This is a genomic window from Streptomyces sp. CLV115, from assembly GCF_038448545.1.
Classification (GTDB): Bacteria; Actinomycetota; Actinomycetes; order Streptomycetales; family Streptomycetaceae; genus Streptomyces; species Streptomyces sanglieri.
Window position 1 is genome coordinate 20491 of record NZ_JBCEWQ010000003.1, and the last position, 12754, is coordinate 33244.

Consider the following 12754-nt stretch of genomic DNA (forward strand, 5'->3'; position numbering starts at 1 on the left):
GGAGTCCAGGATCAGAGTTCATCCGACGGCAGGCCGAGGTGGTCGTGCCATGCCTTGCGTCCGGCGGGTGTCACGAGGAGGGCACGGGTGGTGCCGATGCGCGTGATCCATCCGGCGGTGAGTGCGTGCGCGCGCAGTGCGGCGCCCACGGCACCGGCCAGGTGGGGAGGGCGTCCGGTCCGGTCGAGGCACGCGCGCACCGGTGGCCGACACGAGCCGACAGGCACCGTGATCCCGGATTCGGCCGGCCAGAGGGCGCCCTCGCCCGCGTTCTTCTGCCGGCCCGCCAACTCGCGGCGATCCACGCGCTACGACGCGTCGAGCGGCCCCGAAAGTATGTGGCGTTGACGACCGCCGACACCGTCGTCGTCCCGAAGGGCGCCGACGAGGACGTATGGGCCGCGGCGATCGACGTGATCCGCAAGCCCGCGCCGCCGTGCGAAGGGCGTATCCTCCACCGGGACTTCCAGCGGGGCGACGTGCTGTTCGACGTACCGCCTTCAAACCCGGAAGAACCGCCCCCGATCCCGAGGACGCACTCGCCTGCGCCGGCGTGGCCCGCGCCTGGACGGCCCCCGCCCTCGACGCGGACCAGGAGCCCGAGCCCGATGAGTCCCTGGGACGGCAGCCGGTCTGGAAGCGACCCCGAAGGCAGAAGCCGAAGTCGAAGAAGAAGCAGGAGCTGCGCAAACAACGACGGCGACTCCAGGGCGCCGGGGAACCCTGCTTTGCCGCCGCCGGGCAGTCGTGCCGGCCCGCTCCCGGCAGAACCGGATCGGCAACCCGGCCCGCGCGTCGGGACGCGCGCCGGGACGCCTGCGGCTTGTTCCGGTTGCGGCACTCCAATGCCTGACTGTGGTGACGACGCCGGGCACCGTCCACCGAGTGGAACGCCTGATGTTCCGCACCCAGTGGCGATGCACGACATCGGGTGGAGCCCCATGTCAGCGTGTTCTCGACATGGACGTTCAGGACGAGAACGCCGATGCCCGTCTGAGCGCTCCGCCCCTGGGCGCGTAGGGTGCGTGGGGCGTACGTCAACGGGTTCACGCAATGTGGATGAACACCTCGCCGTGGACTCTCGTCCCGCCCCGCCTTGCCCGGACCTTGGAGGCTCGCCCTGTGGCCGGCCCCGCAGAACACGCACTTACAGTTTGTCGCTCGATGCGGGGTGAGAGGCGGCGCGGTCCCTGTAGAAGGACGGCTGGAGTCGGCCGGTCAGCGCCAGGAAAGCGACGAGCGCGCCTGTGGCGATCCAGCCGGGCCATCCGACCATGCTCATGTGCAGGGGATCCAGTGTCGACTTGGAATCCGCGAACTCCGTGACCATGGCGACACTCACCGAGCTCACGAACGCATGGCCGATGACGGCGGGTACGACCGAGCCGGAGCGCAGCCGCAGCCATGTGAAGACCGGCAGGATGAGGAGGCAACTCACCACCATGCCGGGCACCGACACATACCAGGGCCGCCCCGGGTACTGGCCGCCCATCAGCAGCGTGGGCAGGTGCCACAGGGCGAAGGCCGCGCCGGTGATTGCGTACGCCCGTATCAGGCTCCGACGGTCACCGCCTTGTGCGAGGCGCGGAAAAAGGTAGCCCTGCCAGCCCAGTTCCTCACCGAAGAAGAGCGGAAGCGACAACAGCATGCCCAGCACTGCTGAGATCGCCCACGAGCCGAGCCCGTTCCAGTGCACTCCACCGAACTGGTAGCGGCCGGCGAAGGTGCTGATGACAAGAGCAGCGGCGGTGAGGCCGGCGGGGACGAAGAAAGCCAACAGGCACGCCCGTGCAGTACGCCCCCAGGGCTTCGACCAGCGCAGGGCGAGCGTGTCCCGCACCCGACCGCTGCGCTCGACCCAGCGGACGACGAGAATTGCGGCGAGGGCAGGTGCCAACATCGCGGCCGAGATGCACACCTCCTGCAGTGCACCGGTCTCCTCGCGTGCGTCACCGCGCTGGTAACCGCTGGCCAGGAGCGGTGACATGGCCGCCCACATGCCGAGGTAGGCGACACCGAGGAAGATGAACAGACCACGTCGCCGGTTGACAAGTGGTACGTGTTTGGTTGAAAGCGTCATGACGTGAAACCTACGGATCGGCGCAGCAGCGAGGAATCCAGCTAGAACGCATATCGACAGTGGAGCTGGCTCCCCTTCCTGCTGGGAGAACTCTCCACCCGTCGAAGACGGCCAGCGGCTGACTTCGAGGTTCATCAGGACTGGCCGAGCCGTAAGGGACCGGTGGCACCCGTCGCCACCCAGCCCTCCGACACCGCTCCGCGCCGACGCCGATACCGCCCCTGACACCGAGCGGGCGGAGCCGGGACCTGACCGCGTGGGTCTCCGCGGTCACCGCTGCATTGGGGCTGGTGCTCGGGTTCTTCGGGCTGCCAATCCTCGTGAACTCGCCGACGGCACGCTCCGCGACTCCGACAGTGACCGTGACTGTGACTGTGACCGAATCCGTCACGGCGCAGCCGCGGACTCCAAGCGCGTCGCGGGCGGCAACCACACCGGCCTCGCCTGCCGAGACGAGGGGGCTGACCGTCTGGCGTACCGTCCCTCCCGACGAGGCAACGAACAGCTCAAGAGAGCCTTCTGCCTCGCCGCCTTTGCGTCGCTGTCGCAGCCGGACTCACGCGCCCACTACGACTCCGGAACGATCCAACTCCACGTATCCCGCCCCATGAACAGCCCGACGAGCGATCACCACATAGGACACGGTCCAAGGATGAGCGGCGGCTGACAGCCATTCGCGCGGCCCTGTGAGAATGGCTGAGGGGCGGCCCCTGACGTGAGCTGACGGCCACCATCGTTGTTTCGATCGCCACTGAGCGCCCCACGCGCTCCCCGTGATCCACTGCGTCGAGCGGTACTGACTCCTGTCATGGGTGTGCCTGGTGCGCTCACCATCGCCCGCTTCCAATACTCCAGCTGCAGATCGCGATCTCGCTGATCGGAGAGGTGGTCATGGGGATGGATCGATATCGGATCGCCTGAGGCGGTCGTCAACTGGCAGGCTGCGTCCATGGATCACGCGGAAGTACTGCTCATCGGGGGGCGGGCCGGTGTCGGCAAGACGACGGTGGGGTGGGAGGTTTCGGCGTTGCTGCGCGCCGTGGCGGTCTCCCATGCGGTCATCGATGGTGACTTCATGGGACAGGTGCATCCGGCACCAGAGGGGGACCCGCACCGTTCGGAGATCACGGAGAGGAATCTGACAGCCGTGTGGGAGAACTTCAACCGGCTCGGCTACTGCCGCCTGATCTACACGAACACCGCGTGTGTGCTGCCTGAGGCGACCGGCATGTTCGAGCGTGCCATGGGGGCGAAGGTACGTATCACGCGAGTTTTGCTCACCGCTTCCGACGTCACCGCCGGCGAGCGGCTGGTCGGCCGGGAACTCGGCTCGGAGCTGGAGCAGGAGCTGGAAGGCGGTATCCGTAAGGCACGGCTTCTGGACCAGCGGGCCTGCGCGGGGACCGTGCGGGTGGTGACAGACGGACGGCCTGTCGTGGACATCGCGGGCGAGGTCGTGACCGCCACCGGCTGGGCCGGGAATGGACCTTTTGCTGCTCCAGCCACTTGAAGATTTCGGTCCTCTCGCAAAGGACCTTGGCGTTTCTGCCTCGGCCGAGCTTGTAGCCCTTCAAGCCCAATTTCGATGCTTCCCGATCGACTCAACTTGTGGACATGTTGAGCATCGCAGCGACCTCAGAAGTTCTCAGAAGGCGGTATGTGACGTGATGCCGTGTTTGTTGTCGCTGGAATGTGGGGCAGGTGCGTATCGGGGCTGATCGGGGTGTTCTGCCGTGGTGGAGTGTTCCTCATGAGCGACCGCCAGCCCTACAAGAGCGACTTGTCCGACGAGCGGTGGGCCCTGATCGAGCCCGTCATCGCTTCCTGGAAGGCCCGGCATCCCTCGGTCAGTGGCCACCAGGGCACTTACGAGATGCGGGAGATCGTCAACGCCCTGCTCTACCAGTCCCGTACCGGATGCCAGTGGAGCTACCTTCCCCACGACCTGCCCCCGGCCGGCGCGGTGAAGTACTACTTCTACAAGTGGCGGGACGACGGCACTGACCAGACCATCCATGATCTGCTGCGCTGGCAGGTCCGCGAGAGCCGGGGGCGCGAGGCCGACCCGAGCCTGGTGGTGCTGGACACCCAGAGCCTGCACGCGGCCGTCGGGGTGCCCGCCGACACCACCGGAAGGGACGCGGCAAATAATGTCCCGGGCCGCAAGCGCGGCCTGGCAGTTGACGTTCTCGGTCTGGTGATCGCGGTGGTGGTGCTGGCTGCGTCGGCGCACGACAACGCCGCTGGGATCGCTTTGCTGGACAAGGTCGCCGCCGACACCGACACGGTACAGAAGGCCCTGGTGGACCAGGGGTTCAAGACCACCGTCATCGATCACGGGCAGAAGGTCGGCATCGACGTCGAAGTCGTCGAGCGCAACCCGGCAGCCGGCGGTTTCGTCCCGCAGCCCAAGAGGTGGGTGCCGGAACAGGTGAACGGGATCATGATGCTGCACCGCAGGCTGGTACGGGACTACGAGCACCGGACCGCCTCAGCCGAGTCGAGGGTGTACTGGGCCACAAGCGACCGGATGGCCCGGATGCTTACTGCGAGCTCCACCCCCTCCTGGCGCGGCGCGTGAGCGACAGCCAGCTGACCTTGGGAGCCGTGCTGGCGCGCCTGGAGGAGCAAGAGCGCGAGATCGCCGCACAGAGCGAGGCCACTCGGGGACGCATCGCGGAACTCACTGCACAGCTGGAGGAGTTCGACCGGGCCGCCGAGGAGGTCCGCATCACCCGCAAGACCCTGTTGGCGCTGCCTGACCCGTCCACGCCGACGCCACCGGCCGCGAAGCTGCCGGACCATCCGGCCTACCGGCAGATCATGGCAGTGTTCGCCGCGGCCGACGCCCCGCTACGGGCACGAGCGGTCTGCGAGGCGATGGATCTGGAGATCGCACCCAACAACGTCAACAACGTCCGGCTGAAGCTCAAACGGCTGGCCGAGCGCGGAATCCTGGTCGAGACCGAGCAAGGCCTGTTCGCCCAGCCGCGGCCGTAGCCGCCCGGCGACGCCGCAGCCAGCGCGCTTCCACCCCCCCTGAAAGCGCGAAACGGACATCAGGTCACGTACCGCCCTCTCACAAAGGACCGCCTCAACCTCGCGCCATTCCGCAAACCCGGCAGCCACCGGTGGGAAAGTGGCAGCGCCCTCTCTTTGGGCCCTCTGGCTGTAGTCCAGCTCTACACCACCAACGCCAACCCTCTGATCGAGGGCAAGGGCCACTCGCCGCTGTGCCGGCACGCCCACGACAGCGCGGCGGTAGTGCGCGGAGATGACCTCCTGACCGTCGCCGATCTCATTGCGCGCACCGACTCCGATGGGTGCAGCAAGTGTGGCGGCTACGCTCTCCGCAGACTTACCGACACCCAGCTCTCCTACTACCGCGCGGCTCACCGTCTGCACGACATCAAAGAGCAGCTTGACAACCAGACCGGAGTACCCGACTCAGACCCCTCTGCGGTGATCGCCTGCCTGGACGAACTGGCGACCTGGCAGCCGGTCGATGAAGCAGAGTGGTGCAGCAGCGACTCCTGGCAATGGCAGGAAACTGTCCGCGAGCTCACGCGAATGGCCACCAGGTCTCATGCCGTTACAAGGCCCTCGTTAGTCCGCTACTTGACCTGCCGGCGGCCCTTGGGGGCGCGTGTGTCCTAGACACGCTGAGGGGACCCGGGACCGGTTCGTAACCGGCGCCTCGGCAAGCTCGCCGGCCCGGGTCCCCCTGCTCAGAGTCGGTGAGTTTGCCCCGGCACGACTCTCCTCAGAGCGGCGGGCTGGGCGACGGCTTAACCGAAGAGGGTGTGGCGGGGTCGATCGCGGGCATCGTCCGACTCCGGGCGAGGGTCACACAGTGTGCCCGGCACCGCGCAGCAGCGGCGGGTTGAGCAGCCAGGCGTCACCACGGCGGTAGAGGGCAGCCGGGCGGCCGGTGGGGGGGAAGCGTTGATCGCCGGTGGGCTTGACGAAGCCCGTGGTGTTGAGCACCTTGCGGCGGAAGTTACTCGGGTCCAGTTGCTGGCCCCAGATCACTTCGTAGACCGTGCGCAACTCGCTCAGGGTGAGAAGTTCCCCGCAGAAGGCCGTGGCGACGGCGGTGTATTCGAGCTTGCTCCGGACCTGCTCCAGGGCTTCGGCGAGGATCGCCGGATGATCGAACGCCAACGCCGCCTGCTTCCCTTCCAGCTGGGACACGGGAGCCCAATAGGCGCGCCGGGCGTCGGTGCCGCCCACGGGGGCGGGCAAGTCCGGTCCCAATGCGAGATAGGCGATAGTGACCACTCGGCCCCTTGGGTCGCGTCGGGGGTCTCCGTAGGCGCCGAGTTGTTCGAGGTGCAACTTGTTCCCGTCGATTCCGGCCTCCTCGCGGAGTTCACGGAGCGCGCCCTCACGCAGGGTCTCGTTCTTCTGTACGTAACCGCCGGGCAGCGCATGCCGACCGAGGAAGGGCTCCACCCCGCGCTCGATCAGCAGCACCATCAACTGCCCGGACCTGATCGTGAAGATCGCCAGGTCGACGGTCACCCATGACGCCTCCACCTCGGTGGAGTTTTTCAGCCATTCATCCACGCTGAACCCCTAAAGGTCACATTGACTTAAACGCCTGCGCGACTTATGGTCTCACAGACCAAAACTCAACGAGGGCAGGGGTAGGGCATGTTCACTTCCCATGCGCCATCAGCCAAGGCGGTGGGGGACGAACCTTCCGCCGCCACCCGTCACTTATGCAGCGGCGTATACGTGGACGAGCGCTTCCGAGATCTCGTGATCGACGAGGTGTGCACCGCCCCGTATCGCAGGGTCGCCCCGTCCTACGGGTTCGACATCGTCCCAGTCATGCGCCACGCGTGGCGGGCCGCCGCGCTGACCGCGCTGCTGCGGGGGACGGTGGCCGGCGCGGTGGGTGTCCCGGTCTTCGTTGGCGCCCTGCCCACCGCCGTCATGGTCTCCTGCGGTCTCGCCCTCCTGTGCCTGATTCCGCTAGCCGTCGAGCTGAGGAAGTTGGACCGGGAGCCGGAGCTCGACCGGATCGGCCGGACCAGGCGCAGCAGGCAGAAGGCGCGGAAGTCTAAGCGCCGGGGGCTGGGGCCGGTGCCGGGCCCTCGGGCTCTGTTGAGATGGCTGTTCCCCCGTAGGTACTCGGAGAGCGCACACGCCCTCAGACGTGTCGGCTGGGCTGCGCTGTCCCTGACGCTGGTCGGCCTGATGTTCACGCTCACCCATCCGCGCCAGGCGACTACCACCATCCACATAGGCGCGGGTATCACGTTCGTATGCCTCGGCGTCGGAGCCGTAAAGCAGTTGATACTGCACCGCATCATGAGGGCACCGACTCTGCGGCCCCGATACCTGTCCCGCCGGGAGCAGGCGGCGGACTCGGAGCAGCGCCATCCCTGTGCGGTCTACCGCCGCGCTCGTCACAGCGAGGACGATGACGAGGACGACTTCGCTGTCTCCACGCTGTTCGGCGACGAGTCGCCCTTCATCGGAGCGGGTGAGCTGGTCTACCAGTGGAACCCGCCCATGAGCATCCAACTGCTCCGACCCTCTGACGACGACGGCGCACCGCTGCGCGAACGTGAGCACCCCATCCCTCCGTTCAGGGCGCATGAACTGGTCGACTATCTGCGCGAGGCGGTCCAGCTGCTCGACACCGACAGCCAGGACGTCCGGCTTCCGGCACGAGTCACCGACCGCGTGTACGTCGCCGAGACCGATGTGGCGATTGACCGTTCGCTTCTGACCCGCGAGTTCGACGCAACCCGGCTGCGGGAGATCATTAACACGCCCGGATCGAAGGAGTACCACTTCCTTGAGGTGACCACTCCCGCCGAAGGGGCCGAGTTCGTCGCGACGGTCCTGCTGCACATCAGCGTTCAAGGGCGCACGCTGAGCATCTCCACCGCCGCGTGCGTACTCGCCCACACGCCGAGATCTTTCCAGCGCACCGCGGAATTCGGGCACCATGGTGTCCTGGCAGTCGCCTGGGCGGCTCTGCGTGAGCTGACCATGCTGCCTTCGGAGATCCGACACTCCTGGCGACTCGTGCGCTATCTCTATTCCCTGGGAAAAGCGGTCATATTTCCCCGCGATCTCACCTCCAGGCCAATCCGTAACGTTCTGATCGGCAGCCGCGTGAGCATACGAGAGAAGTCGGCGCAGGAATGGTCCAAGGTCCAGCTGGAGAAGACCGACATTCTCGGCCGGATGAAGACGATCGAGCGCCGGCTACTTCGGGCTACCGGTGACTTCCTGGCCACTCACGACGTGGACGCGTCCGAGTTCAATGACCGCGCAACCAAAATCATCAACAGCGGCATCTTCAACTTCGGCGACAACAACAATTTCAGCAACAACGCCGTGGGCGACGCCGCGCAGGTCGGCGCGTCCGCACATGAATCGTCAGGCCCCAATCCCAGCGGTGGAGGAAACAAGTGAACACCAATCGCGGAATCGTCAGCCACGGCGACCACAACACTTACAACAACAATGCCATCGGGGAGTACGCTCGCGTCTCCCCGGCCGATTCCTCCCACCACTCCACACGCCCCGCCGAGGTCAACTCGGACGACGAACCGGCCTCCGCCGGATGGGACATCGGTGTGGTCACAATTTTGAGTGAGGAACTGCGCTCCGTAGTAGACGAGTTGAAACTCGAACGGCGCAAGGTGGGCGGCGGGCTGTATTTCTATCAGGGCGAACACACCACCCCGGAGGCAACCGTACGCATCGTGGCCACCCAGAGTCAGAGCCAGGGGCAGCGCTCGGCAATGGCCGCCCTGGAAAACCTGCGTCGCCACTACAACCCGCGACTGTGGGCACTCGTAGGCGTGGGCGGTGGAATCCACGATCAGCACGCGCGCGTCGGCAACGTCATCGTCTCCACGGAGATCGTCTACTACGAGAACCGCAAGATCAACCCGCTGGGGGACGTCCGCCGGCGCGGCGAGCACCGCCAGGCCCCCGCGCCGGTCGTCCACGCAGTGAACGCCTTCTTCACCGATCACGGAACCCCGGCACGGATCCACGGCCAAATTGCCACGCACGCATCGGAGGAATTCGAAGTCTACCCAGGCTTGATCGGATCCGGTGAAGCTGTCATCGCCGACCGGGAGAGCGACATCCGCGAATGGCTCAAGAAGTATCACGAGAAGGTCCTGGCAGTGGACATGGAAGCCGGCGGACTGAGTCAGTACTGGCAGGAGAACTCAGTCCACGACGCCACCAATCCCGGCTGGATCGTTATCCGGGGCGTATCCGACAATGCCGACCAGGACAAGGGCCACGGATTTCACGAGTTGGCGGCCCGGAACGCCGCGTACATCCTACGAGAACTCCTGCCCTATCTCTGCTGACTCCCCGCCGAACGCCAAATCCGCCCGCCCGAGATCAGCCATACACAGGGAGATGGCTCGCATGACTGCTTTTCTGTTCGGAATACTCAGCTCGCTCGCAGCCAGCGCGATCATCCTCGTCCTCGGCCTCGTACGCGGCTCCCGCCCTCTGTGGTGGCTGGTCGCAGTCTGCTCGCGCCTCACCGGCACCGGGCTCGCCCGTGTGTACCGTCACCAGTCGTCCGCCGAAAGCGACATCGCCCGCGACCTCGGCCAAGCCAGTTGGATCAAGGTCATGGCGGGACGAGGAAACGTACTCACCCGCGAGGTCTTCTCACCCCTGTGGTCGGGAGAGCTATCCCCGGGATCCGTCCAGGTACTGCTGCCCGACACGCTCGCGCCGGGCGACTCCTGGCTCGACCGACGCTCAGAGGATCTACGCCTCTTCGATCCCGGCTACACGCCCGACCTGCTCAAGAACCAGGTTCGGGCGAACATGGAGTACATCGCCCAGGTGACCCGCGAGCAACCCCACGTCCAACTGCGCAGCTTCAACCTCCCCAACACCTGCCGCGTGATCGCCACGGACCGGGCGGCCTACCTCACCTTCTACAGCAGCTCCAGCCACGGCAGGAACTCCCCTTGCCTATACGCTCGGGCCCCCGGACTCCTGTACTCGATAGCCCTCCAGCAGTTTGACGTGGCATGGACGAACAGTTCCTCAGCACGCCCCACTCCCTGACCTCTACCGACCCGATGGCCAAGAACGACTCAACCAGGGGAACACGGCGTGAGTGCGCCGGTCGATGTCCACCGCCCAGGCCGCCACGTACGGCACCACCCCCCTGTCCTGTCGCAGTCCGCGCCCGGCTCGGTGCCCGAACCCGGCGACGACGGCGGCGCCGCGCGGGCGCGCTACGCAGAGTCCAGCGGGACGATCGGGCCGGTGCCACAGTATCCGCCGCACTCCACCCGGCACACGTGTGCGTCGTGGCTCGTTCAAAAGGGCGTCTCGCTGTACGACGTCCAACACCTACTCGGCCACGAGAGCTACCACACGACACAGCGGTACGCCCATCTTGCCCCCGGCGCTCACCAGGCTGTCCTCGGAGCCTGGGAACGGTTGGACTCCCAGCTGGTCGTGTCGGCGTAGGGCGGCGTGCGGTCCGGCGAATAGGAGCCGGTGACGACCTTGTCTCTGCTGAGCGTCCCGCCCGTTGGTTCGCGGATTCCCTGCTGCATGCCAGGCGTCGGCGAGGGCGCTCACATTAGGCAGGCGCTTATCCGGCTCGACCGTGATCGCCTTTGTGATGACAGTCAGCCGGGCAGGGGTTCCGCGCCACTGCGTCTCCTTGCCGCCGGCGTCGAGGAGGAGGCGCAGTGCCCTGCCAAGGTTATGACCGTGGTGCGGATGTTCATGAGCGAGCCGCGGACGGACTCCTCGGGGTCCGTATAGCGTCATTCCCTGAATGGTGTGACTCTGTGCACTGGCGTGCAGCGGTTTCGCGGCAATGCCCGGCGGCGTGGGTGAGGTCGCTAATGGATCTTCTGCTGATCCAGCCACTTGAAGACCTCGGTCTTCTTGTAGAGGACCTTCGCTTTCCTGCCTCGGCCGAGTTTGTATCCCTTCAGGCCGAGTTTCGAGGCTTCCTTGTAGACCCAGCTCCGGGACATGTTGAGCATCGCGGCAACCTCGGTCGAGTCCATGAGTGCGGGCTCGACCGGGCCTTTCCCGTGGGTCGAGCCGGTTCCAGAGATCTTCCTTTCGAGGGGCGTTTGCGGGTCTGTGGGCAATGGTGCTCCTTTGGGGCTGGCCGTGCCGATCCCGAAATCGGAGCGGCACGCGGTCTGGCAGGAATTGGTGGGCGCCCGCTAAGTGGCACCGCCAGGCGCTGTCGCGCGGACAGCATCAATGGGCACGAGAATCCCCGGTTTGGCTAACCGGGCTTTTGCGGCTATGTTGCCGCGCCCACCCGGGATGTGCCGTTGCCCATCGCGAGCGGCGCAGCCAAGTGCGTCGGAGTAGGTGCCGCAGCCTGGGCGGGTTGATCCGTGTGCAAGCGTCGACGCGCGCCGACGGCCGACCCACCGCCGTGGATCCGCTCACAGCGAGGGTGTTCCCGGACGACCGCCGACGGTCGTTGCGTAGGCTGGCGTCGTCGTGGTGGGGGAGCGAGTGAGCTAGCTGAGCCCCTCGAACCAACCTGACGGTGCGTCAGGAAAGTCGGCAATTGGTCAGCATCAGTCCTCAAAAACCTGGTGAAAGCTGACTGAACATGCGACTCGTTGTAAGGTAGGGAAACCGCCCTTGACCTGCAAAAACGCAGGCAGGGAGCCTAGCTCCAGGAGTACCTCGATGATGCGTACGATGTTCAAGTCCAATATCTAGCTTTTGGGTGTTTCGGCAGGTCAGAGCTGATCGCCGCCTCCAGGTCAGCAAGCGGTCAGCAACAGGCCGGACGGTTCCCGGCTTGCTGATCTGCACCCGCGGCAGATATCGGCTGCCTCGCCCGATGCCCTGCTCGGAAGGCTTGATACGTGGCTCGACAGCTCGCTCGTGGGATGGGGTCGTTCTTCAAGGAGTGCGGTTGTTCCAGGCCGATCCGTTGCCCGCACCCGTACGCGATTCGGTTCCGGGACGCTCTCGGCACGCAACGTGAAGAGGCCGGCTACAACACGCAGGACGACGCGATCGAGCGCCTTGCGCAGCTCTACGCGGAGAAAAGGAAGACGGCGCCGTCCGTTGCCGAGGCCCGCCGCGAACTCGGTCAGCAGACGGTCGCGGAATACGCGAAGCAGTGGCGGCTGCGGCAGCGGAGGATGACGGAGTATTCCACGGGCTGGCACGTCGGCAGCTCCATCAACGTGCACATCATCCCTCGTCTCGGATCAAGAAAGCTGAACTCCGTCACGCCGATCGTGGTCGAGCGTTTCCTGGACGAGTTGGAGGCCGATGGGGTGGGCCGCGGAAACCAGGTGAACATCTTCCGCACTCTGAAGGCGATCTTGCGAAACGGGGAAGCTCGGGCAGTGAACGTCAACAACGTTGTGGCGGATGACGTCTACCGAGTGCATGAGCAGATCCACTCCAACACGCACAAGCCGGCGAAGCTGAAGCACCGCAAGGCGGGGGAGTTCCGGGAGGTCTCACTGCCGCGTTCGGTGCGGGAAGCGATGGAACGCCGCCGTGTGCAGAAGCTCTTCATGAACCTCCCCACGGAGCTCGCGCTGATCGGCGGCCGGTGTCCACGGTGAAGATCATCTGGCTGGGCGGTCAGGGCGGTCAGGGCGGTTCTCGGGTTCCGCTGCGCCTGGTGTAAGGGTCCGCCTACGAGCCGTG

The 12754-nt window shown here is 65.9% G+C and carries 12 protein-coding genes and 1 pseudogene; 9 read left to right on the forward strand and 4 right to left on the reverse strand.

What is annotated here, in order from left to right:
* Positions 1 to 11 precede the first annotated feature (11 nt).
* Entirely contained in the window at positions 12 to 305 is a 294-nt protein-coding gene (locus AADR41_RS01635) for a hypothetical protein (RefSeq protein ID WP_342279657.1), read from the reverse strand.
* Between AADR41_RS01635 and AADR41_RS01640 the strand changes: the two are divergent.
* A pseudogene (locus tag AADR41_RS01640) lies at positions 252 to 509 on the forward strand (aminoglycoside phosphotransferase family protein); the annotation flags it as partial. The gene AADR41_RS01635 and the pseudogene AADR41_RS01640 sit on opposite strands and share 54 nt — an antisense overlap.
* A gap of 638 nt (positions 510 to 1147) precedes the next feature.
* Here the strand turns inward: AADR41_RS01640 and AADR41_RS01645 are convergent.
* On the reverse strand, positions 1148 to 2080 hold the full coding sequence (locus tag AADR41_RS01645; RefSeq protein ID WP_342279557.1) for a CPBP family intramembrane glutamic endopeptidase: 933 nt from the start codon (positions 2078 to 2080) through the stop codon (positions 1148 to 1150).
* A gap of 949 nt (positions 2081 to 3029) precedes the next feature.
* Between AADR41_RS01645 and AADR41_RS01650 the strand changes: the two genes are divergently transcribed.
* From AADR41_RS01650 to AADR41_RS01660, 3 genes are all read left to right on the forward strand, one after another.
* Positions 3030 to 3590, forward strand: coding sequence for a hypothetical protein (locus AADR41_RS01650; protein WP_342279558.1), 561 nt, complete (start codon positions 3030 to 3032; stop codon positions 3588 to 3590).
* Positions 3591 to 3830: 240 nt separating this feature from the next.
* Positions 3831 to 4661 (forward strand): IS5 family transposase, encoded by an 831-nt coding sequence (locus AADR41_RS01655; protein ID WP_342279559.1) that lies wholly within the window; start codon positions 3831 to 3833, stop codon positions 4659 to 4661.
* Positions 4658 to 5080 carry a hypothetical protein gene (locus tag AADR41_RS01660; RefSeq protein ID WP_342279560.1) on the forward strand — a complete coding sequence of 141 codons (423 nt, stop codon included), beginning with the start codon at positions 4658 to 4660 and terminating at the stop codon, positions 5078 to 5080. The genes AADR41_RS01655 and AADR41_RS01660 overlap by 4 nt, the downstream gene beginning before the upstream one ends.
* Before the next feature lie 846 nt (positions 5081 to 5926).
* Here AADR41_RS01660 and AADR41_RS01665 read toward each other — a convergent pair.
* Positions 5927 to 6649: an NUDIX hydrolase gene (locus AADR41_RS01665; protein ID WP_342279561.1), complete on the reverse strand. Its 723-nt coding sequence runs from the start codon at positions 6647 to 6649 to the stop codon at positions 5927 to 5929.
* An 87-nt stretch (positions 6650 to 6736) separates the two neighbouring features.
* On the opposite strand from AADR41_RS01665, the gene AADR41_RS01670 reads away from it, so the two are divergent.
* The 4 genes from AADR41_RS01670 to AADR41_RS01685 all read left to right on the forward strand — a co-directional run bounded on the left by AADR41_RS01670 (position 6737) and on the right by AADR41_RS01685 (position 10567).
* Positions 6737 to 8518 carry a hypothetical protein gene (locus AADR41_RS01670; RefSeq protein ID WP_342279562.1) on the forward strand — a complete coding sequence of 594 codons (1782 nt, stop codon included), beginning with the start codon at positions 6737 to 6739 and terminating at the stop codon, positions 8516 to 8518.
* Complete coding sequence (locus AADR41_RS01675; protein WP_342279563.1) at positions 8515 to 9435, forward strand: 5'-methylthioadenosine/S-adenosylhomocysteine nucleosidase family protein; 921 nt, start codon at positions 8515 to 8517, stop codon at positions 9433 to 9435. Before AADR41_RS01670 ends, AADR41_RS01675 begins: the two co-directional genes overlap by 4 nt.
* Before the next feature lie 61 nt (positions 9436 to 9496).
* Positions 9497 to 10156 (forward strand): hypothetical protein, encoded by a 660-nt coding sequence (locus tag AADR41_RS01680; protein WP_342279564.1) that lies wholly within the window; start codon positions 9497 to 9499, stop codon positions 10154 to 10156.
* Positions 10157 to 10360: 204 nt separating this feature from the next.
* Positions 10361 to 10567: a tyrosine-type recombinase/integrase gene (locus tag AADR41_RS01685; protein ID WP_342279653.1), complete on the forward strand. Its 207-nt coding sequence runs from the start codon at positions 10361 to 10363 to the stop codon at positions 10565 to 10567.
* Positions 10568 to 10950: 383 nt separating this feature from the next.
* Here AADR41_RS01685 and AADR41_RS01690 read toward each other — a convergent pair whose 3' ends face one another.
* Positions 10951 to 11208: a helix-turn-helix domain-containing protein gene (locus AADR41_RS01690; RefSeq protein WP_342279565.1), complete on the reverse strand. Its 258-nt coding sequence runs from the start codon at positions 11206 to 11208 to the stop codon at positions 10951 to 10953.
* A gap of 768 nt (positions 11209 to 11976) precedes the next feature.
* Here AADR41_RS01690 and AADR41_RS01695 point away from each other — a divergent pair.
* A complete protein-coding gene (locus AADR41_RS01695) occupies positions 11977 to 12669 on the forward strand; it encodes a hypothetical protein (RefSeq protein ID WP_342279566.1) in 693 nt (230 codons plus the stop codon).
* Positions 12670 to 12754: the final 85 nt, after the last annotated feature.

What these genes read in the sequence shown, in the direction of transcription:
- AADR41_RS01655 (WP_342279559.1), top strand. Translation starts at nt 3,831, where the DNA reads ATGAGCGACCGCCAGCCCTACAAGAGCGACTTGTCCGACGAGCGGTGG.
- AADR41_RS01680 (WP_342279564.1), top strand. Translation starts at nt 9,497, where the DNA reads ATGACTGCTTTTCTGTTCGGAATACTCAGCTCGCTCGCAGCCAGCGCG.
- AADR41_RS01670 (WP_342279562.1), top strand. Translation starts at nt 6,737, where the DNA reads ATGTTCACTTCCCATGCGCCATCAGCCAAGGCGGTGGGGGACGAACCT.
- AADR41_RS01645 (WP_342279557.1), bottom strand. Translation starts at nt 2,080, where the DNA reads ATGACGCTTTCAACCAAACACGTACCACTTGTCAACCGGCGACGTGGT.
- AADR41_RS01650 (WP_342279558.1), top strand. Translation starts at nt 3,030, where the DNA reads ATGGATCACGCGGAAGTACTGCTCATCGGGGGGCGGGCCGGTGTCGGC.
- AADR41_RS01695 (WP_342279566.1), top strand. Translation starts at nt 11,977, where the DNA reads ATGGGGTCGTTCTTCAAGGAGTGCGGTTGTTCCAGGCCGATCCGTTGC.